Genomic DNA, 19,371 nt, shown 5'->3' with positions numbered 1-19,371 from the left:
CGCGGGTTGCTGAAAAAACGGGCAGTCTGATGCAGGCCTTGACGCGGCGGGCTTTCCCGGTTTGTTCGGCGGTTTGTCCACAGCCTCGCCCACAGGCGGCGGGGACAAGCGGTCGGCTCATCCGGTCAGCAGCCGTTGCACCAGCTCCACCGTGCTGCGCGCCTGCACCTTGCGCATCAGGCGCGCGCGGTGCACTTCGACCGTGCGCGGGCTGATGCCCAGCACCTTGGCCGCCTGTTTGGCCGTCAGTCCTTTCATGACGAGTGCGGCGATCTCGCGCTCGCGAGGGGTGAGCGCGACCGTGACCGGTCGGCGCGCCGAGAGGTCTTCGAAACTCCAGATGCCGGCGGCGTGTGGATCGGCACGATCCAGCGCACGGCCGCTGACGTGGCACCAGAACGTCTGCCCGGCAAAGCGCCCGCCGACGCGGCGCATGATGCGCTCGTCGCTGTACTGCCCGTGGGCGTTGAGGATGGGGGCGATGCGCTCGCCGATGCGCTCGAACTCGTCGGCGCTGGGATACAGGAGGCGAAAGCTCTGGCCCACGAGCTGTTCGCGGCTGGCGCCAAAGATGTCGCACATGGCCTGGTTGCAGTCGACCATGATGCGGTGGCGCGACAGGGCCAGCCCAACCGGTGCCAGCTCGAAGGCGAGTCGGTAGTCGTCTAGGGTGGGCAGGGGCGGGGTCACGGCTTGGGGTTGGACCGTAGGCAATCCTACGTACACGATGACGTAGTATCGTACGGTTCTTATCCACTTTATGGACAGGAGCGTGCGAGCATGAACAAGGTTTACCCCAGCGCCGCTGCCGCCCTCGAGGGCGTGGTGGCCGATGGGCAGCTCATCGCGGTCGGCGGCTTTGGCCTGTGCGGCATCCCCGAGGCGCTCATCGACGCGCTGCGCGACAGCGGCGTGAAGAACCTGACGGTCATCTCCAACAACGCGGGCGTCGATGGCTTCGGCCTGGGCAAGCTGCTGGAGACGCGCCAGATCAAGAAGATGATCTCCAGCTACGTGGGCGAGAACAAGGAGTTCGAGCGGCAGTATCTGGCGGGCGAGCTGGAACTCGAGTTCACGCCACAGGGCACGCTGGCCGAGAAGCTGCGCGCCGGTGGCGCGGGCATTCCGGCGTTTTTCACCAAGACCGGGGTGGGCACCATCGTCGCCGAGGGCAAGGAGCACCGCACCTTCAACGGCGAGACGTACATCATGGAGCAGGCGCTGTTTCCGGACGTATCGCTCGTCAAGGCGGACGTGGCCGATTTGGCGGGCAATCTGCGCTTTCGCCGCACGGCGCGCAACTTCAACCCGGCGGTGGCGACGGCGGGCAAAATCTGCATCGTCGAGGTCGAGCGCATCGTGCCCACTGGCGCCATCGACCCGGACGACGTGCACCTGCCCGGCATTTATGTGCACCGCATCGTGCACAACCCCACGCCCGAGAAGCGCATCGAGAAGCGCACCACCCGCGACCGCAAAGTGTGAGGAGCCCGACCATGCCTTGGACCCAAGACCAGATGGCCGCCCGCGCGGCGCAAGAATTGCAAGACGGCTTCTATGTCAACCTCGGCATCGGCATCCCGACGCTGGTGGCCAACCACGTGCCCGACCACATCGAGGTCTGGCTGCAAAGCGAAAACGGCATGCTGGGCATCGGCCCCTTCCCTTACGAGGATGAGGTGGACCCCGACCTGATCAACGCCGGCAAGCAGACGGTGACGTGCATCCCCGGCTCGTCCATCTTCAGCTCGGACCAGAGCTTTGCCATGATTCGCGGGGGCAAGATCAACCTGTCGATCCTGGGTGCGATGCAGGTCACGCACAAGGGCGACCTGGCCAACTGGATGATCCCCGGCAAGATGGTCAAGGGCATGGGCGGCGCCATGGACCTGGTGGCCGGCGTCAAGCGCGTGATCGTGCTCATGGAGCACGTGGCGCGTAAGAAGGACGGCACCGAGGATTTGAAGATCCTGCCCGAGTGCACGCTGCCGCTGACCGGAAAGGGCGTGGTCGATCGGATCATCACCGATCTGGGTGTGATGGACGTCACGCCCGAGGGGCTGAAGCTGGTGGAACTGGCGCCGGGGGTGACGCGCGAGTTCATCCAGAGCAAAACGGGCGTGCCGCTGCTGTGACCGCCGTGCCGGCCGACGGCTCGCAAGCCCCGCGTGTGCGTGCCCCCGGGGCCGCCAGCGCCCGTCCCCGCGTCGGGCTGGCGCTGGGTAGCGGCGCCGCCCGCGGCTGGGCGCACATCGGCGTGCTGCGCGTGCTGCAAGAGGTGGGCATCGAGCCCGACATCGTCTGCGGCACCTCCATTGGCGCGCTGGTGGGGGCGGCGTACGCGGCGGGCGAGTTGGACCGCCTCGAGCCCTGGGTGCGCTCGCTGGGCTGGCAGCAGGTGGTGGGCCTGATCGACCTCAAGCTGGGCGGCGGACTGATCGAGGGCGGCAAGCTGGTCGCGTTTTTTCGCGAGCGCTTCGTCGATGGCGGCATCGAAGCCTTGCCCAAACCGTTTGGCTGCGTGGCAACCGACCTGGCCACGGGGCGCGAGGTGTGGTTGCAGCAAGGGCCGGTGATCGACGCGGTGCGCGCCTCGATTGCCATCCCAGGGGTATTCACGCCAGCGCGCGCCCAGGGGCGGCTGTTGGTGGACGGTGGTCTGGTCAACCCAGTGCCGGTCTCGCTGGCGCGCGCCATGGGGGCCGAGATCATCATCGCCGTGGACCTGAACTGGGACCTGATGCGCCGCCGCCAGCGGGTGGTGGGGCGCGGCCGCAGCCGCGCGCGCGGGCTGCTCGATGGGGTGTGGGGGCGACTGCGCGGACGTTCGGCGGATGATGCCCGCGATGACGAAACAGGCCCCGAGGCGCCTTCGTTGTTGGACGTGATGGTCACCAGCATGAATATCGTGCAGTGGCGCATCACCCAAAGTCGCCTGGCGGGCGAGCCGGCCGACGTCGTCATCCGCCCCATGCTGGCCGACATCGCGGCGATGGATTTTCACCGCGCAGCGCCGGCCATCGCCGCCGGCCGCAAGGCGGCCGAGCAAGCGCTGGGCGCCCTCCGCGAGGCGATCGGCCTTGGTCTCGTGGGGGGCGGTGTCGCCGATCCGTCGCTCTAGCGGTGTGGCGGGCTGGTGCCAGCGTGGTGACGGCGTTGCCCGTGGGCGGAGGGGATCAAAACGGACACGCACTGCACCACGCCATCCACTGGCCGTGGGCCGGGTGGGGCAGGGCGAGTTCGCTGGCATGCAGCAGCAGGCGCGGCGTGGCGCGCGCGAGCGCAGGTGGGGCGTACAGGGGGTCGCCCAGAATGGGGTGGCCGAGCGCCGCCAGGTGTAGGCGCAGCTGGTGCGAGCGGCCGGTGATCGGCTCGAGCGTAACGCGCGCGGCCCAGGCGGGGCCGTGGCGTTCCGTGCCGCAGAGGCACCAGCGGGTGTGGCTGGGTTTGCCGGTGCGGAAACAAACCTTGCTGCGCGGGCGCCGCGGCCAGTCCACGATCAGGGGCAGGCGGATGTCGCCCCAACCGTCGGGAGCGGTCGGTGGCAGGGGGATGCCGGCCACGACGGCCACGTAGCGTTTGTGCACGCGGCGCGCGCCAAAGGCCATCGACAGCGTGCGTTGCGCGGCTGCCGTGCGCGCCAGCACCATCAGGCCCGAAGTGTCCATGTCGAGCCGATGCACGACGCCCAGCGGCCCCAGTTGGCGCTGCAGCCGGTGCAGCACGCAATCGGCCTTCTCCGGGCCGCGGCCGGGCACCGCCAGCAATCCGGCGGGTTTGTCCACGACCACGAGGTCGTCGTCGATGTGCACGAGCGGGACGCCGTCGAGGATCAAGCGGCCGCTCCCTCGACGACGCAGCGCAGGCGGCGCTGACCCTGCCACTCGTCGGCGACGATCCGGTACGCCAACAGCGCCTGGCGCGGCAGGGGGTCGGTGCGGCCGAACCAGATGCCGTCGATCATGTCACTACCGATGCGCAGTCGCAGCGACAAGTGCCGCTCGCCCACGATGCGCTGACCGAGCACCTCGACCTCTTCGCTGAAGAGCGGCGGGGCAAATCCCTGGCCCCACACTTGGGCGTCGAGCAGGTCGGCGGTGTCCACCTGTCGCCACTCCGCGGGCAAGGGGCCGTCGGTGTCGAGCTGGCGCTGCAGTGTCGCGGCGTCGAGCCAGTCGCGGGCCACGGCCTGGAGTGCGGCTTCGAATGCGGGCAGGCCGTCCGCCGGCAGGGTGCAGCCAGCCGCCATCGCGTGGCCCCCAAAGCGCAGCAGGAGTCCGGGTTGGCGCTTGGCGATCCAGTCCAGTGCGTCGCGCAGGTGAAAGCCCGGGATCGAGCGACCGGACCCTTTCAGACAGGGCAGGCCGTCGTCGCTCTGCGCCGCAGCGAAAACGAATACCGGTCGGTGCAGCCGGTCTTTCAGACGCGCGGCGACGATGCCAACCACCCCCTCGTGAAACGAGGGGTCGAAGACGGTGAGCGCGGGCGGCGCGGTGTCGGGGTCGAGGTCGGCGCCGTGGCGCTCGGCCATGCTCAGCAGCGCCTGCTCGCGCATGGCGAATTCGACCTGGCGTCGCTCGCGGTTGATGCCATCGAGCGTTTGCGCCAGCTCGTGCGCGCGCTGCGGGTCGTCGGTGATCAGGCATTCGATGCCCAGCCCCATGTCGCTCAGACGCCCGGCGGCGTTGAGGCGCGGCGCCAGCGCAAAACCCAGGTCGAAGGTGGTGGCGCGTGCGGCGCTGCGCCCGGCCGCGGCCAGTAATGCGCCCATGCCGGGTGGTAGGGCGCCCGCGCGAATGCGGCGCAACCCTTGTGCCACCAGGCGCCGGTTGTGCGCGTCCAGCCGTACCACGTCGGCCACCGTGCCCAGCGCCACCAGGGGTAGCAGACCGTCGAGGCGCGGCTGGTCACGCGGACCGAAAACCCCGCGCCGGCGCAGTTCGGCGCGCAGCGCCAACAGCACATAAAACATCACACCCACGCCCGCCAGCGCCTTGCTGGGGAAGGGGCAGCCCGGCTGGTTGGGGTTGACGATGACGGCATCCGTCGGCAAGCGCACCTCACCGTCCACCACCAGCGGCAGGTGATGGTCGGTGATGAGCACTTGCATCCCCAGCGCCCGGGCGTGCGCCACGCCATCCAGGCTGGCGATACCGTTGTCCACCGTCAGCAAGATGTCGGCGCCCATCGCGCGCACGCGCTCGGCCAGCGTGGGGGTCAGTCCGTAGCCATCGCGCACGCGGTCCGGCACCAAATAGCGTACCCGGTCCCAGCCCAGCGGCGCGCCCAGCAGGCGCAGGCCGCGCCATGCGGTCGCGCAGGCGGTGGCGCCGTCGCAGTCGTAGTCAGCCACGATGCCGATGGTCAGCCCCTGCTGCAGCGCATCGGCGAGCAGCTCGCCGGCCGCGCGGGCACCCAGCAGTTGATCGGGCGCGGGCAGCAGTGCCAGGTCGTCGTCCACCTCCTCGGGCTGTTGCACGCCGCGCGCCGCAAACAGCCGCGCGAGCAACGGATGGGTACCCGCTTGCTCCAGTGCCCAGGCGGCTCGCGGTGGGATGTCGCGCGCTGTGATATTCACAGTCCGCTCCACCAGTCGAGCACGGCCGCAGCCGGCGTCGCTGGCCGACCGTACAGCCGCTGCCACCAGTCGCGCCAGCCTCGCCGCGGGCACGGCGCGGGGTCGGCGCCGGGGTCCAGCCGCCAGGTGCGCCAGCCGCGCTCGCCGCACAGCGTCAGCCAGCGCGGCTGCCCATCGGCGTCGGCCGCGGCCATCCAATTCGCCAGCTCGGGCTCCAACGCCTGCCAGCCGGCGGCCCAGCCCGGCGCATCGCTGCGCGTGGCGGGTTCGACCAGCGCGTCGATCAGTTGCACGCTCGCCTCGGCGGGGCGCGGTCCGTCGCCACGCCAGCGCCCAGCGCCGCTGATCCACAGGCCGTTGATCGGCAGCGCACCGCGCGCCACCCGCGCCGCATTCACCGGGTGGTCGTGAAAGAGCATTTGCGCCTCGTTGAGCAGACGCAGCAGCGTCCGTGCGCTGGGTTGCGAGCCCGCGTCGCGCCACCAGACATCGGCGCGGCGGTGCGCCACGCGGTCCAGGCTGGCACCCGTCCAGCCGTCGAACAGGTCGCCTTCGGCAAGCCAGCGCCCGGGGCTGCCGTCATCGTCGAGCGCGATGCCGTCCTCCGCCGCGTAGGGGGAAAACGCCGCTTTCAGGGCCACGGCTTCGTCTGGACGCAGATCGAGCGCCTGCGGCGGGATGAGGGTGATATGGTCGAGCCCTGCCTGCCACGCACACGGCCACAGCCAGGCGCAGGCGACGCCCGCGCGCCCGGCGTGCCAGGCGGCCCAAGGCAGGCGTCCATCCTCGATGGACCAGCCGAGCGCGCGCGCCAGCGCGTGTTCGTGCGGGGGCGTCAGGCTCCAGGGGTCGCCGTCGTAAGAGGCGTGCGGGACGGCGCGCGCCAGCCAGCGCTGCAGTGCTGGCAGCGGCGGGATGGGCATGTCGGTACCGTCGGGGGGGGCGGCGTAGGCGATGATCCAGTGACGAACCTCGGGCATGGCCCGATTGTGGCGCAAGCGCTGCGGCACAATCGGGGCTGATCTTGGAACATCCCATGCCGCTACCGTACGAATGGGTGATCGGCTGGCGCTACACGCGCGCCGGCCGCGGAGCCCGCCGCAATGGTTTCATCTCTTTCATCAGCGCCGTCTCCATGCTGGGCATCGCGCTGGGGGTGGCTGCACTCATCATCGTGTTGTCGGTGATGAATGGCTTTCAAAAAGAGGTGCGCGACCGTATGTTGGGGGTGCTGTCCCATGTGGAGGTGCTGTCCGCCTCGGGCGACGCGCTGGCGGACCCCGACGCGGTACTGGCGCAGGTGCGTGCGCACCCGCGCGTGCAGGCGGCCGCACCGTTCGTCGCCGCGCAGGGGCTGCTCGCGCGCGGCCAGGACATGAGGGGCGTCGTGATCCGCGGCATCGATCCTGCGCTCGAGCCATCGGTGACGGCGCTGGGGGCGGATCTGGCCACCCACGCATTCGGGGCGCTGCAGCCGGGGCGCTTCGGCATCGTGCTGGGGGCGGCGCTGGCGCGTTCGCTGGGCGTGGTGCCCGGCGACGCGGTAACGCTAGTGGTGCCCTCGGGCGAATTGACGCCTGCTGGCGTCGTGCCGCGCTTGCGGCAGATGACGGTGGTGGGGTTGTTCGATTCTGGCCACTACGAATACGACGCCACGCTGGCGCTGGTGCACCTGGCCGACGCGCAGCGGCTGTTTCGCGTCGCGGGCCCCACGGGCGTGCGCGTGCGGCTGGACGATATGCAGGCGGCGCGCGAGGTGGCCATCGATCTGGAAGCGCGTTTGGCGGCGGAGCTCGGCACTGGCATCGTCGTGCGCGACTGGACGCGTGCCAACCGCACCTGGTTTGCCGCGGTGCAGGTCGAAAAACGCATGATGGCCATCATCCTGACGCTCATCATCGCCGTGGCAGCGTTCAATCTGGTCTCGACGTTGGTCATGACCGTGACCGACAAGCGCGCCGATATCGCCATTTTGCGCACGCTGGGGGCGAGTCCGACGAGCGTGATGGCGATCTTCGTCGTGCAGGGCGCAGCGGTTGGCATCGTGGGCACGGCGATCGGCCTGGCACTCGGCCTGGGCGTGGCCTTCCATATCGACACGCTAGTCCCGGCACTGGAGCGGCTGCTGGGGGTGAACTTCCTGCCACAGGATATCTACCTCATCAGCCGCATGCCGAGCGACCCACAGGCGGCCGACATCGTGCCGGTGGCGATCGTATCGTTGCTGCTGGCGTTCGTTGCCACGCTCTACCCGAGCTGGCGTGCCAGCCGCATCAACCCCGCGGAGGCACTGCGCTATGAGTGAGGCCCGCTCCATCGTGTTGCAGGCCCGCGGCGTGTGCAAGCGTTTTCGCGAGGGGCGGCTCGACGTGACCGTGTTGCGCGGGGTCGATTTGACGGTGAACGCCGGCGAGACGGTGGCCATCGTCGGGGCCTCGGGTTCCGGCAAAAGCACGTTGCTGCATTTGCTGGGAGGGTTGGATGCGCCCACCAGTGGCGAGGTGCACCTGCTGGGCGAGGCGTTGCACCGCCTGTCGCCAGCACGGCAGGGGCAGGTGCGTAATCGTCACCTCGGGTTCGTTTATCAATTTCACCACCTGTTGCCCGAGTTCAGCGCCCAGGACAACGTGGCCATGCCGCTGTGGATACGCCGCATGGCGCGCAGCGCCGCGGCCGTCCAGGCGGCGCAGTGGCTCGAGCGCGTGGGCCTGGCCGAGCGGCTGGCGCACCGGCCGGCCGAGCTCTCGGGTGGCGAGCGCCAGCGCGTGGCAATCGCGCGTGCGCTGGTCACGCAGCCGGCGTGCGTGCTGGCCGACGAACCCACGGGCAATCTGGACCGCGAGACGGCAAGCGCGGTGTTCGATCAAATGTTGTCACTGGCGCGATCGCAGGGCACAGCGTTCGTGCTGGTGACGCACGACGCGGAGCTGGCGGCGCGCTGTGATCGTCGCTTGCGGCTCACCGCCGGGCGGTTGACCGACGGCGTCTGATGGGCGCCGCGGGGCGCACACGGTGTCGAACCGTTGGCGTCCCGATGCAGACCGGCTCATCGGCATCGAACATTCGGGTTTACACTAATCGCCATATTCGCAATCAATCATATACTTCAGCCGTGGATTCCTCGGTGTCGCCCTCTCCGTCAGATGCGCTGCTGCCGATGTACGAGTCGGTCGCACGTTATTTCAGTCTGTTGGGGGAGCCGACGCGGTTGCGAATCCTGCACGCGGTCTGCGACGAGGAGCGCTGCGTCAACGACATCATGCAGATCACGGGTCTGGAGCAGCCCAATGTATCGCGCCATCTGGCGCGACTGCACCAGGCGGGTCTGTTGGAGCGTCGTCGGGATGGCAGTCGGGTGTTTTACCGGGCTGCCCGCTCGCCGCAGTGGGACTTGTGTCGGCTGATCGCGCAGCAAGTGTGCCGTGCGCAGGTGCGCCCCGGTTCGGGGCAGGGGTGCACCGCTGGTGGGCTGGAGTCGGTATTCCCCGTCGAATCAAAGGAAGAAACCAGTGTCTGACAACCTCCGTGAAGTCATCGGCCGGGTACAGCCCGCGCCGGAGAATCATCTGAGTCCGGAGCTGCTCGAGAAGGCCCGCAAGGCCCGACGCAGCTTCATGGGCAAGGCGTTGGCGATGGGGGCGGGTGCAGCCTCGGCCGTGGTGGGGGGCAAAGCGCTTGCCGCTCCCGAGGGCGAGGACGCCATCCTCAAGCTGCCCGAACACACCACGGGTCTGGGTCAGCCCGTCGCGGCACGAGGCTATGGTATGCCCAGCAAGTGGGAGAGCAACCTGCAGCGCCGCGAGAGCCCGGGCCTGACCCGCGTGTCGCAAGCGTCGGTTAGCTTCACACCGTTGCAAGGGCTGTTTGGCATCATCACACCCAGCGGCTTGCACTTCGAGCGCCACCACCAAGGCTGGTGGGACATCGACCCCTCAGGTCACCGCTTGATGATTCATGGCGACGATGGCCTGATCAAGCGCCCGCGTGTCTTTACGATGGACGAGCTGATGCGCCTGCCCAGCGTGTCGCGTATCCACTTCCTGGAGTGCGGCGCCAACACCGCGATGGAGTGGGCCAACGTCGCCGTGCCGACGGTGCAGTACACGCACGGCATGTGCAGCTGCTCCGAATGGACGGGGGTGCTGCTGTCGACGCTGCTGGACATGTGCGGCATCGACCGCAAGCGCGCCAAGTATGTGCTCGCCGAGGGGGCGGACGGCTCGTCGATGACGCGCACCATCCCCATCGAACTCGCCATGGACGACGTGATCGTCGCTTGGGGGCAAAACGGCGAGATGCTGCGCCCCGAGAACGGCTACCCGCTGCGCTTGATCGTGCCGGGCGTGCAGGCGGTCAGCTCGGTCAAATACCTGCGTCGCATCGAAGTGGGCGACAAGCCCTGGGGCACCAAGGACGAGTCGGTGCACTACATCGACCTGCTGCCCAACGGCCTGCACCGCCAGTAAAGCGGTATCCAAGAATGCAAGAGCGTCATCACCACCCCGTCGGGCGGTCAGACGCTGCTGGATCGCGGTTACTACAACATCTCGGGGCTGGCCTGGTCGGGGCGCGGCACCATCAAAGCGGTGGACGTATCGGTCGATGGTGGCCGTACCTGGCGTCCTGCACGGCTCGAAAAACCCATCCTGCCCAAAGCGTTCACGCGCTTCAACTTCGATTGGGTCTGGGATGGCAAGCCGGCTATTTTGCAAAGCCGCGCGATCGACTCCACGGGTTATGTGCAGCCCAAGATCAACCAGTTGCGTGCCGTGCGCGGTACCCGGTCGATCTACCACAACAACGCTATCCAGAGCTGGCTGGTCGCGGAAAACGGCGAAGTCTCCAACGTGCAGGTGTACTGAAGATGAAGCGCATGACATCCCCCCTTCGTGCGGCCATCGCGGCCGCCTTTCTGAGCGCGGGCATGGCCGGTGCCGCGCAAGCCAACCAACCTTGGGCGAACTTGGGGCGCGCCCCGACACCGGCGGAGATCAAAGCCTGGGACATCGACGTGCGCCCCGACTTCAAGGGTCTGCCCAAAGGGTCGGGTTCGGTCCGCCACGGGCAGGAAGTGTGGGACACCAAGTGCGCCTCGTGCCATGGCGAGTTTGGCGAATCCAACGAGGTGTTCACGCCGATCGTGGGTGGCACGACCAAGAAAGACATGGAAACCGGCCGCGTGGCCAATCTGCGCGCCGAGGCCCATTACCCGCAGCGCACCACGCTGATGAAAGTACCCACGATCTCGACGCTGTGGGACTATATCAACCGCGCCATGCCGTGGAACGCGCCCAAATCGCTGTCGGTCGAAGACGTCTACGGCGTCGTGGCCTACATCCTGCACCTGGGTGACATTGTGCCCGAGGACTTCGTGCTGAGCGACCAGAATATCGCCGAAGTCCAGAAGATCATGCCCAACCGCAACGGCATGACGCTGGAGCACGGGATGTGGTTGCCGAACTATGCCTTCACTGGCAAACCCGACGTGCGCAATACTCGATGCATGAAAGATTGTCCGATCGACGGCAACATCAAGTCGATGTTGCCGGAGAACATGCGCGATGCCCACGGTAACCTGTTCGAGCAACAGCGAGTGATTGGTCCGACGCGCGGCTGGGACACCACCAAGCCACCGCGCAAGTAGCCCCTCACGCAAAGACAGTGAACCTACCCTGTAACCTTCGATCCAAACCCACTGGCCCGTGCAGCGGGCTATTCACCACCCAGGAGACTGAGAGATGAAGATCCAGACGTTGCTGACGATCGCCGCAGGCGCCGTTGCGGTGTTGGCCGTCCCCGCGCACGCGATGGACGCCGCCGCTGCCAAGGCGCTGGCCCAAAAGAGCGCGTGCATGGGCTGCCATGCCGTGGACAAGAAAATGGTCGGCCCGGCGTACAAGGCCATTGCCGAGAAGTACAAGGGCATGAAGCCCGAAGAACTGGCGGCGTCGATCAAGAAGGGCGGCGCGGGCAAGTGGGGCCCGGTGCCGATGCCGGCCCAAGCCGGTTTGAGCGACAATGACGCGAAATTGCTTGCCGAGTGGATTTTGGCGGGTGCCCCCGACAAGTGACGCGATGCGGTTGCATTCGCGTCGTGGACCTTCGTTTGACAAGGAGTTGAACATGAAACAAAACCGACGTGCCGTGCTCAAGACCGGCACTGCGCTGGCGACGCTGGTGTCGCTGGGGATCGTGACGGCCGAGCAGGCGCTGGCGGCCAACCGCGACGCGTTTGCGGCCAAGAGCCTGGCCGATGCGCTCAAGGCCGTGGGTGGGCAGCCGGCCACGAGCGACCAGGTGCAAATCATTTCGCCCGACATCGCCGAAAACGGTGCCGTGGTGCCGGTGGGCGCGGTCAGCAAGATCCCCAACACGAGCGAGATCTACCTGCTGGTGGAGAAGAACCCGACGCCGCTGGCGGCGGCGTTCATGATCCCGGCGGGCACGGAAGCCGACGTGCAGACCCGTCTGAAGATGGGGCAGAGCACCAACGTGCTGGCGGTGGTCAAGGCCGACGGCAAGCTGTACTCGGCGGTCAAGGAAACCAAGGTGACGCTCGGCGGCTGCGGCGGCTGAACTGACACCACGCAAGGAAAGACAAGGAGAACAGACATGGCAGATCCGATGCGCATCCGGGCCAACGAGGCCGGTGGGGTGACGACGGTGCGGGTGCTCATGAGCCACCCGATGGAGCCAGGGACGCGGCGTGATGCGTCGGGCAACTTGGTGCCGGCGCACTACATCACGGACGTGGTGGCCACGCACAATGGCAAAGAAGTGCTCAAGGCGATGTGGAGCGGGGCGGTGTCGCAAAACCCGTTTCTGAGCTTCAAGTTCAAGGGTGCGGCCAAGGGCGACAAGGTCGTCGTCAAGTGGACCGACAACAAGGGCGAGTCGCGCACCGACGAGGCGGCCATCGCCTGAGCGTGCAGCGCCCCAGCGCCCAGGGCTGCGCTGACGCAGTCCACCGAGGGCCAGCGGACCCCACGGCCCGCTGGCCTTTTTTGTCATCCCCGATACCTCCGCTTCCACAGGAACCGTCACCATGAGTTTTAGCCGCCGCGAGTTTTTGCAGGTGCTGGCCGTCGCCAGTGCGTCTGGCATGACCATCGCCCACGAGGACGTGTTGGCCGCCAAACCGGGCGCTGCCAATCGGCTCTACGATGTGCCCAAGTTCGGCAATGTGAGTTTTTTGCACTTCACCGACTGCCACGCGCAGTTGACCCCCATCTATTTTCGTGAGCCCAGCGTCAATCTGGGTCTCGGCGAGGCCCAGGGTCGCCCGCCCCACCTGGTGGGCGAGCACCTGCTCAAGCATTTCGGCATCCGTCCGGGCACGCGCGAGGCGCATGCCTTCACGTACCTGGATTTCACGCGCGCGGCCAAGACGTATGGCAAGGTAGGGGGGTTTGCACACCTGGCCACGCTGGTCAAAATGCTCAAGGCGAGCCGACCGCACGCGCTGCTGTGCGACGGGGGCGATACCTGGCAGGGTTCGGCGACGTCGCTGTGGACCAATGCGCAAGACATGGTCGACGCCTGCAAGTTGCTCGGCGTCAACATCATGACGCCGCACTGGGAGTTCACGTTCGGTGCCCAGCGCGTCAAGGAAATCGTCGAGAAGGACTTCAAGGGTCACATCGACTTCGTCGCCCACAACGTCAAGACGGCGGACTTCGAGGAGCTGGTCTTCGAGCCCTACGTTATCAAGGAGCAAAACGGCATCCCCGTGGCGGTGATCGGGCAGGCGTTCCCGTACACGCCGATCGCCAACCCGCGCTGGATGGTGCCGGACTGGACGTTCGGCATCCGCGACGATCACCTGCAAAAGATGGTCGACGAGGTGCGCGCCAAAGGGGCGAAGGTGGTGGTCGTGCTGTCGCACAATGGCATGGACGTCGACATCAAGATGGCCTCGCGGGTGCGCGGGGTGGACGCCATCCTGGGCGGGCACACCCACGACGGGATGCCCGCGCCCGTGATCGTCAAAAATGCCGGCGGTCAGACGCTGGTGACCAATGCCGGCTCGAACGGGAAGTTTCTGGGCGTGCTCGACTTCGATGTGCGCGACGGCCAGGTGCGCGGCTACCAGTATCGATTGCTGCCCGTGTTTTCCAACCTGCTGCCGGCGGACGCGGAGATGGCCCGCTTCATCGAACAGGTGCGCGCACCGTACAAGGCCAAGCTGGAGGAAAAACTCGCGGTCACCGAGGGCTTGCTGTACCGCCGCGGTAACTTCAACGGCACCTGGGACCAGTTGATCCTGGATGCGCTCATGGAGGTCAAGGGCGCCGATGCCGCCTTCTCGCCAGGCGTGCGCTGGGGTACCAGCTTGCTGCCGGGCGATGCCATCACCTATGAGCGCATGATGGATCAGATGGCGATGACCTATCCGGCCACCACGCTCAACGAATTTACTGGCGCCCAGATCAAGGAGATCATGGAGGACGTGGCCGACAACCTGTTCAACCCCGATCCGTACTACCAGCAGGGCGGCGACATGGTGCGCGTGGGCGGCATCCAGTACACGATCGACCCCACGGCGCGCATGGGCCAGCGCATCCAGAACTTGACGCTGCGCGGCAAGCCGCTGGAGGCCGACAAGAAGTACAAGGTCGCGGGTTGGGCGTCGGTGCAGGAAGGCGTGACCGGCACCCCCATCTGGGACGTGGTTTCAGCGTATCTGCGCGACAAGAAGGTGATCAAGCCGGTCAAGGTCAACCAACCGAAGATCATCAACGTGGGCGGCAATCCCGGCATCGCAGCGTAAGCCGTTCGCGATTTCTGCCGTCGCCCCAAGCCCGCCTCGGCGGGCTTTTTTGCGGGCCGGGTGTGTGCAGACGGTGTGCGGGCCGGGATGGTCGCCCGAATCGGTCAGGGCGTGGGGTAGGTGCCGGGGATGAGGATCGAGCGGTCCACCGTCTCGATGTTCGTGTGGCCCGTGAAGGCCATGGTCAGGTCGAGTTCTTTGTGGATGATCTCCAATGCCTTGGTCACGCCCGCCTCGCCCATCGCACCCAGGCCGTACAGAAAGGCACGGCCGATGTAAGTGCCCCGTGCGCCGAGGGCGCGCGCTTTGAGCACATCTTGCCCGCTGCGGATACCGCTGTCGAGGTGGATCTCGATCTGCGAACCGACGGCCTCGACGATGCGCGGCAGCGCGCGGATGCTGGACTCGGCGCCGTCGAGCTGGCGGCCCCCGTGGTTGCTGACGATGATCGCGTCCGCCCCCGAGTTGGCGGCAAGCTTGGCATCCTCGACGTCCATGATGCCCTTGAGGATGAGCTTGCCGCCCCAGCGCTTTTTGATCCACTCGACGTCGGCCCAGTTGAGCGTGGGGTCGAACTGCTGCGCCGTCCACGCCGACAAGCTGCCCATGTCGGCCACGCCTTTGACGTGCCCCACGATGTTGCCGAACTGCCGCCGTGGCGTGCGCAACATGCCCCAGCACCAACGCGGCTTGGTCATCATGTTCAGGATGTTGGGCAGGGTCAGTTTGGGCGGTGCCGACAGACCGTTTTTCAGGTCTTTGTGGCGCTGGCCCAAAATCTGCAGGTCCAGCGTCAGCACCAGCGCGCCGCAGCGGGCGGCCTTGGCGCGGTCGATCAGGCGCGCGATGAAGTCGCGGTCACGCATCACGTAGAGCTGAAACCAAAAACCTTCGCCGGCGTGCTGGGCGACGTCTTCGATCGAGCAGATGCTCATGGTGGAGAGCGTGAACGGCACGCCAAACGCCTTGGCCGCCCGTGCGGCGAGGATTTCGCCGTCGGCGTGTTGCATGCCGGTCAGCCCTGTGGGCGCCAGCGCCACGGGCATGGCCACGGGCTGGCCGACCATGGTGGTGCGCGTGCTGCGCGGCTCCATCGGCACGGCCACGCGCTGGCGCAGGCGGATGGGCTGGAAGTCCGATTCGTTGGCGCGATAGGTGCTCTCGGTCCACGAGCCGCTGTCGGCGTAGTCGTAGAACATGCGCGGCACGCGCCGCTGCGCCAGGCGGCGCAGGTCTTCGATGCAGGTGATGACGGGCATGGGGTCTCCTCGTTTTTCGCGCATCGTAGCGCCGATGCCCCCAGCCCGTCACGTGAAATGCGGCTGGCGCGCTTTGAAGAAAAACGCGCGCAGGGGTTTTAGCTGCAGTGCACGCTGCCGCAGCCCGTCATGGTGGCGGGGCGCACGCGGCTGGGGTCGGCCAGGGTTTCGCTGCGCGAGTCGAAGCCGACCGCGCGCATATGCTGCGCGAGCCCCGCGTCCATGGTCTGCGCGTGCATGGGAAACCACTCGGCCAGCGCCGCGGCCATGCGCTCGATGATCTCGTGGTCGCCCTGCAGGTAATGCTCCTCCACCGCGCGCATGGTGTCGAGGATTTGCCGGTGGTGGCTGGCGTGGCAGTTGTCGGGCGCAAAGCCAACCGCGACCATCCAGCGCTCCTCGCGCGCGAAGTGTTCCCGCGTGTGGGCGACCAACGCCCGGTAGGGCGCGAGCTGCTGGTCGTGTGGCAGCGCGCGCAGCGCGGCGAGCTGGGTCACGAATTCCTCGTGGGTCTCGTCCATGCGCGCGTCACCCGTGGCGAGCGCGTCGCTCCAGTACAGGGGCGGGATGTCGGGAAAGGGCTCGGTGCTCATGACGCGCAAGGGTAGTGGGGGCGCGGGCCGTGCGGCTTGACGCAGGTCAAGGCGCACCGGCCCGAAGCGCGCGGAGGCTCACGCGTCGAACGGCCAGCGCATGTCGCGCAGATCACGCCGGGTCTCGATGAGCACCAGCGGCCCTTCGCTGACCGCGGGTGCCGGCCGCGGCTCGCGCGGGACGTGCACGGGCGCAGGCTCGGCCGCGATGGCGGCTTGCGCGGCAGCGACCTTGTTCGCGTCCGACTGCACCCACTCCAGACCCGCTGCACGGGCCAGCGCTGCCAGCTCGTCTACGGGGAGGGTGAATGGTTGGGCAGTGTCGGCACCGCTGGCGGCGATCGGCGCCGCGGCGGGTGCGGGTGCGGGTGCCGTGGCCTCGGCGGGAACGTCCGCTGCCAGCGGGGTTTCGGCTGTGGGAACCGGGGCCGGAGCCGGCTGGGCGGGGGCCTCGGCCTCGCCCGCCGGCGCCGTCTGCGGCCGGGCAAAGTACGAGCGCCGCGGGGTGTCCACTGTCACGTCCCCGTCCCCGGCGGTGGGCTGCGGCGTGCTCGCGCTGGTGTCGAGCACCGCTTCCGAATCCGACGTGGCTGGCGTGGACGCCCGGCGGGCACGGTCGCGCCCGTAGCGGTCGCGGCTGCGGCGCTCGCGTGGGGCCGATTCGTTGCCGTCGGTAGCGACCGCTGCATCTCCCAGCGCGGGTGTGCCGGCCTCAGGTGCTGCATCGGGGTTTGCGCCCTCGGTTTCCGGCTGGGGGGCAGCCGTGGTCATGCTGTCGGGCACGACGGCTGCGTCGGGCGTGGTGGCTGTCTCGGCGGCTGCGGTATCGCCGCGCGAGCGGCGGCCACGCCGACGCCGATCGCCGCGCCCACCCCGTTCGCGCGCGTCGGTCGTGGCCTCGCCAGCCTCAGCCGCCGCCACTGCCGGGGCGGTGGCCGCCACGTCGTCGGACTCGACGGGTGCGGCGTTGGATGCCGACCGTGTCTGCTGCGTACCGTCCGCTTGCGGTGGCCGAGCCGGGCGCTCGCTGCGTGGACGGCGCTCGCCCGCCCGCTCTCCGCGCTCGCGGCGTCCTTCGGTGGCGCCTTCCTCGGCACGCGATACCCGGGCATCACCGGTACCAGCGGAGGGGCCTTCGGCCGATCGCTCGGCGCGCGAGCGGGCGTCGTTGCGGGGGCGGTCACGGCCGCCGCGGCCCTGGCGCTGGCGTGGCTCGTCGCCGCCAGGCCGTGCGGGCGACGCGGTCGCCGGCGTAGCAGCCGGCGCGGCCGGTGCCGGTGTGGCCGCTGCTGGCACGGCCTGCCAGCCAAAGAGCCGCTTGAGCCAGGCGATGAAGCCCGTTTCGGCGGCCACCGGCGCCGCGGTCGCCGCACGCGCGGCGGGGGCGGGAGTGGGGGCAGAGGGCTGCGCCGCCACCACGCCGGGGTGGGGCGAGGGCGCGGCTGCCTCGGGCCGGGGCGCGGCCACCGGCGCCGGGCCGTCGGGCAGCACACCCTTGATCAGCGGCTCTTGCCGGTTGGTGCGTTCCTGACTGCGGCGGGTGACCAGCGCGACGTCTTCGGCGATGTCGGCGAGCTTGTAGCTGGCGTCCAGGTTGTCCAGCCGCGGGTCGTCGTGCTTGAGGCGTTCGAGCTTGTAGTTGGGCGTGTCGAGCGACTTGTTGGGCACCAGCAGCACGCTGATGCGCTGCTTGAGCTCGATTTTGGTGATCTCGACGCGCTTTTCGTTGAGCAAGAAACTGGCGACCTCGACCGGCACTTGCACCAGCACGGCGGCGGTGTTGTCTTTGAGTGACTCTTCCTGGATGACGCGCAGGATTTGCAGCGCCGACGATTCGGTGTCGCGGATGTGGCCCGAGCCGCCGCAGCGCGGGCAGGGGATGGAGGCACCCTCGGACAGCGTCGGGCGCAGGCGCTGACGGCTCATCTCGAGCAGCCCAAACTTGCTGATGGGCGCGAACTGCACGCGCGCGCGGTCTTGCCGCAGCGCTTCGCGCAGGCGGTTTTCGACCTCGCGCCGGTTCTTGCTGTCCTCCATGTCGATGAAGTCGATCACGATCAGGCCGCCCAAGTCGCGCAAGCGGGCCTGGCGCGCGACTTCATCGGCCGCTTCGAGGTTGGTGCGCAGCGCGGTCTCCTCGATGTCACCCCCCTTGATCGCGCGCGCCGAGTTGACGTCGATGGCCACCAACGCCTCGGTCTGGTCGATCACGATGGCACCGCCCGAGGGCAGGGTGACGGTGCGGCTGTAGGCGGTCTCGATCTGGTGCTCGATTTGGAAGCGCGAAAACAGCGGCGCGTTGTCGCGGTAGCGCTTGACCCGGTTGACATACTCGGGCATGACGTGGGACATGAAACCCTTGGCCTGCTCGAAGATATCGTCGGTGTCGATCAGGATCTCGCCGATGTCGCTGTTGAAATAGTCGCGGATGGCGCGAATGACCAGGGTCGATTCCTGGTAGATCAACTCGGGCTTGGTCAGCGACTTGGCGGCGCCTTCGATCGCGCTCCAGAGCTTGAGCAGGTAATTGAGGTCCCACTGCAGCTCCGCGGCTTCGCGCCCGATGCCGGCGGTGCGCGCGATGATGCTCATGCCGCTGGGGTATTCCAGCTTGTCGAGCGTGGCCTTCAATTCGGCGCGATCGTCACCCTCGATGCGCCGGCTCACGCCGCCACCGCGGGGATTGTTGGGCATCAGCACCACATAGCGGCCGGCTAGGCTGATAAAAGTGGTCAGCGCTGCCCCCTTGTTGCCTCGCTCCTCTTTTTCCACCTGCACCAGCAGGTCCTGGCCTTCTTTGATGACGTCCTGGATGCGGGCCTGCGACGGTGGCACGTTACCCTGGAAATACTGGCGCGAGATTTCCTTGAACGGCAAAAAGCCGTGGCGTTCCTCACCGTAGTCGACGAAGCAGGCTTCCAGCGACGGCTCGACGCGCGTGACGACGGCCTTGTAGATATTGCCCTTGCGCTGCTCACGCCCTTCGATTTCGATTTCGTAATCGAGCAGTTTCTGCCCATCCACGATCGCCAGGCGGCGCTCTTCGGCCTGCGTGGCGTTGATCAACATGCGTTTCATCGTGCGTTCCTCGAACACAGTCTCGTACGAGCGCCCCCGGTGGGGCGCGGATGCCGCAAACCGCAGACCGATCGAGCGAACGAGGGAGGAATG

The 19,371-nt window shown here is 67.7% G+C and carries 18 protein-coding genes and 1 pseudogene; 12 read left to right on the top strand and 7 right to left on the bottom strand.

Annotated features, from left to right (window positions below; translation table 11 throughout):
- Window positions 1-117: 117 nt before the first annotated feature.
- On the bottom strand, window positions 118-690 hold the full coding sequence (locus ACPYIS_RS00295) for a LuxR C-terminal-related transcriptional regulator (protein WP_424894401.1): 573 nt from the start codon (window positions 688-690) through the stop codon (window positions 118-120).
- A gap of 90 nt (window positions 691-780) precedes the next feature.
- Here ACPYIS_RS00295 and ACPYIS_RS00290 point away from each other — a divergent pair, with 90 nt between their 5' ends.
- The 3 genes from ACPYIS_RS00290 to rssA are packed head-to-tail and all read left to right on the top strand — an operon-like array spanning window position 781 to window position 3,121.
- The gene (locus ACPYIS_RS00290; RefSeq protein WP_299018685.1) at window positions 781-1,485 is read left to right on the top strand and encodes a CoA transferase subunit A; all 705 of its coding nucleotides are present in this window, start codon (window positions 781-783) and stop codon (window positions 1,483-1,485) included.
- Window positions 1,486-1,496: 11 nt separating this feature from the next.
- Window positions 1,497-2,135, top strand: a complete 639-nt coding sequence (locus ACPYIS_RS00285) for a CoA transferase subunit B (protein ID WP_299018687.1) — start codon at window positions 1,497-1,499, stop codon at window positions 2,133-2,135.
- 5 nt (window positions 2,136-2,140) lie between these two features.
- Entirely contained in the window at window positions 2,141-3,121 is a 981-nt protein-coding gene (rssA, locus tag ACPYIS_RS00280; RefSeq protein WP_424895242.1) for a patatin-like phospholipase RssA, read from the top strand.
- Window positions 3,122-3,176: 55 nt separating this feature from the next.
- On the opposite strand, the gene ACPYIS_RS00275 is transcribed toward rssA, so the two are convergent.
- The 3 genes from ACPYIS_RS00275 to ACPYIS_RS00265 are packed head-to-tail and all read right to left on the bottom strand — an operon-like array spanning window position 3,177 to window position 6,558.
- The gene (locus tag ACPYIS_RS00275; RefSeq protein ID WP_424894402.1) at window positions 3,177-3,836 is read right to left on the bottom strand and encodes an RluA family pseudouridine synthase; all 660 of its coding nucleotides are present in this window, start codon (window positions 3,834-3,836) and stop codon (window positions 3,177-3,179) included.
- Window positions 3,833-5,578, bottom strand: a complete 1,746-nt coding sequence (locus tag ACPYIS_RS00270; protein WP_424894403.1) for a single-stranded-DNA-specific exonuclease RecJ — start codon at window positions 5,576-5,578, stop codon at window positions 3,833-3,835. The genes ACPYIS_RS00275 and ACPYIS_RS00270 overlap by 4 nt, the downstream gene beginning before the upstream one ends.
- The gene (locus tag ACPYIS_RS00265) at window positions 5,575-6,558 is read right to left on the bottom strand and encodes a phosphoglycerate mutase (protein ID WP_299020168.1); all 984 of its coding nucleotides are present in this window, start codon (window positions 6,556-6,558) and stop codon (window positions 5,575-5,577) included. Before ACPYIS_RS00265 ends, ACPYIS_RS00270 begins: the two co-directional genes overlap by 4 nt.
- A gap of 56 nt (window positions 6,559-6,614) precedes the next feature.
- Here ACPYIS_RS00265 and ACPYIS_RS00260 point away from each other — a divergent pair, with 56 nt between their 5' ends.
- From ACPYIS_RS00260 to soxB, 9 genes and pseudogenes are all read left to right on the top strand, one after another.
- Window positions 6,615-7,883: a lipoprotein-releasing ABC transporter permease subunit gene (locus tag ACPYIS_RS00260; protein ID WP_424894404.1), complete on the top strand. Its 1,269-nt coding sequence runs from the start codon at window positions 6,615-6,617 to the stop codon at window positions 7,881-7,883.
- The gene (lolD, locus tag ACPYIS_RS00255) at window positions 7,876-8,568 is read left to right on the top strand and encodes a lipoprotein-releasing ABC transporter ATP-binding protein LolD (protein ID WP_424894405.1); all 693 of its coding nucleotides are present in this window, start codon (window positions 7,876-7,878) and stop codon (window positions 8,566-8,568) included. The genes ACPYIS_RS00260 and lolD overlap by 8 nt, the downstream gene beginning before the upstream one ends.
- Before the next feature lie 134 nt (window positions 8,569-8,702).
- Window positions 8,703-9,095 (top strand): ArsR/SmtB family transcription factor, encoded by a 393-nt coding sequence (locus ACPYIS_RS00250; protein WP_424894406.1) that lies wholly within the window; start codon window positions 8,703-8,705, stop codon window positions 9,093-9,095.
- Window positions 9,088-10,440 (top strand): annotated as a pseudogene (soxC, locus tag ACPYIS_RS00245) (sulfite dehydrogenase). The gene ACPYIS_RS00250 and the pseudogene soxC overlap by 8 nt, the downstream one beginning before the upstream one ends.
- An 11-nt stretch (window positions 10,441-10,451) precedes the next feature.
- Window positions 10,452-11,222, top strand: coding sequence for a c-type cytochrome (locus ACPYIS_RS00240; RefSeq protein ID WP_424858806.1), 771 nt, complete (start codon window positions 10,452-10,454; stop codon window positions 11,220-11,222).
- Between the two features lie 94 nt (window positions 11,223-11,316).
- Window positions 11,317-11,649, top strand: a complete 333-nt coding sequence (locus tag ACPYIS_RS00235; protein WP_299020179.1) for a c-type cytochrome — start codon at window positions 11,317-11,319, stop codon at window positions 11,647-11,649.
- Between the two features lie 52 nt (window positions 11,650-11,701).
- Window positions 11,702-12,154 carry a thiosulfate oxidation carrier protein SoxY gene (gene soxY, locus ACPYIS_RS00230; RefSeq protein WP_424858807.1) on the top strand — a complete coding sequence of 151 codons (453 nt, stop codon included), beginning with the start codon at window positions 11,702-11,704 and terminating at the stop codon, window positions 12,152-12,154.
- Between the two features lie 36 nt (window positions 12,155-12,190).
- Complete coding sequence (gene soxZ, locus ACPYIS_RS00225; RefSeq protein ID WP_424858808.1) at window positions 12,191-12,502, top strand: thiosulfate oxidation carrier complex protein SoxZ; 312 nt, start codon at window positions 12,191-12,193, stop codon at window positions 12,500-12,502.
- 121 nt (window positions 12,503-12,623) lie between these two features.
- Entirely contained in the window at window positions 12,624-14,348 is a 1,725-nt protein-coding gene (gene soxB, locus ACPYIS_RS00220) for a thiosulfohydrolase SoxB (RefSeq protein WP_424858809.1), read from the top strand.
- Window positions 14,349-14,452: 104 nt separating this feature from the next.
- Here the strand turns inward: soxB and ACPYIS_RS00215 are convergent, their stop codons facing one another.
- The 3 genes from ACPYIS_RS00215 to ACPYIS_RS00205 all read right to left on the bottom strand — a co-directional run bounded on the left by ACPYIS_RS00215 (window position 14,453) and on the right by ACPYIS_RS00205 (window position 19,278).
- Window positions 14,453-15,607 (bottom strand): alpha-hydroxy acid oxidase, encoded by a 1,155-nt coding sequence (locus ACPYIS_RS00215; RefSeq protein WP_424894408.1) that lies wholly within the window; start codon window positions 15,605-15,607, stop codon window positions 14,453-14,455.
- Between the two features lie 98 nt (window positions 15,608-15,705).
- On the bottom strand, window positions 15,706-16,200 hold the full coding sequence (locus ACPYIS_RS00210; RefSeq protein ID WP_424894409.1) for a hemerythrin domain-containing protein: 495 nt from the start codon (window positions 16,198-16,200) through the stop codon (window positions 15,706-15,708).
- A 78-nt stretch (window positions 16,201-16,278) separates the two neighbouring features.
- Window positions 16,279-19,278, bottom strand: coding sequence for an Rne/Rng family ribonuclease (locus ACPYIS_RS00205; protein WP_424894410.1), 3,000 nt, complete (start codon window positions 19,276-19,278; stop codon window positions 16,279-16,281).
- Between the last annotated feature and the right edge of the window lie 93 nt (window positions 19,279-19,371).

It is taken from the genome of Tepidimonas sp. HKU78 (assembly GCF_049860815.1).
In the GTDB taxonomy this organism is placed as follows: domain Bacteria; phylum Pseudomonadota; class Gammaproteobacteria; order Burkholderiales; family Burkholderiaceae_C; genus Tepidimonas.
This window is presented reverse-complemented; position numbering and strand designations above follow the sequence as displayed.

Excerpts from the sequence above, each read along its gene's own strand:
- ACPYIS_RS00290 (WP_299018685.1), top strand. The coding sequence starts at position 781 with ATGAACAAGGTTTACCCCAGCGCCGCTGCCGCCCTCGAGGGCGTGGTG.
- ACPYIS_RS00285 (WP_299018687.1), top strand. The coding sequence starts at position 1,497 with ATGCCTTGGACCCAAGACCAGATGGCCGCCCGCGCGGCGCAAGAATTG.
- ACPYIS_RS00265 (WP_299020168.1), bottom strand. The coding sequence starts at position 6,558 with ATGCCCGAGGTTCGTCACTGGATCATCGCCTACGCCGCCCCCCCCGAC.
- ACPYIS_RS00260 (WP_424894404.1), top strand. The coding sequence starts at position 6,615 with ATGCCGCTACCGTACGAATGGGTGATCGGCTGGCGCTACACGCGCGCC.
- lolD (WP_424894405.1), top strand. The coding sequence starts at position 7,876 with ATGAGTGAGGCCCGCTCCATCGTGTTGCAGGCCCGCGGCGTGTGCAAG.
- ACPYIS_RS00240 (WP_424858806.1), top strand. The coding sequence starts at position 10,452 with ATGACATCCCCCCTTCGTGCGGCCATCGCGGCCGCCTTTCTGAGCGCG.
- ACPYIS_RS00235 (WP_299020179.1), top strand. The coding sequence starts at position 11,317 with ATGAAGATCCAGACGTTGCTGACGATCGCCGCAGGCGCCGTTGCGGTG.
- soxY (WP_424858807.1), top strand. The coding sequence starts at position 11,702 with ATGAAACAAAACCGACGTGCCGTGCTCAAGACCGGCACTGCGCTGGCG.
- soxZ (WP_424858808.1), top strand. The coding sequence starts at position 12,191 with ATGGCAGATCCGATGCGCATCCGGGCCAACGAGGCCGGTGGGGTGACG.
- soxB (WP_424858809.1), top strand. The coding sequence starts at position 12,624 with ATGAGTTTTAGCCGCCGCGAGTTTTTGCAGGTGCTGGCCGTCGCCAGT.
- ACPYIS_RS00215 (WP_424894408.1), bottom strand. The coding sequence starts at position 15,607 with ATGCCCGTCATCACCTGCATCGAAGACCTGCGCCGCCTGGCGCAGCGG.
- ACPYIS_RS00210 (WP_424894409.1), bottom strand. The coding sequence starts at position 16,200 with ATGAGCACCGAGCCCTTTCCCGACATCCCGCCCCTGTACTGGAGCGAC.
- ACPYIS_RS00205 (WP_424894410.1), bottom strand. The coding sequence starts at position 19,278 with ATGAAACGCATGTTGATCAACGCCACGCAGGCCGAAGAGCGCCGCCTG.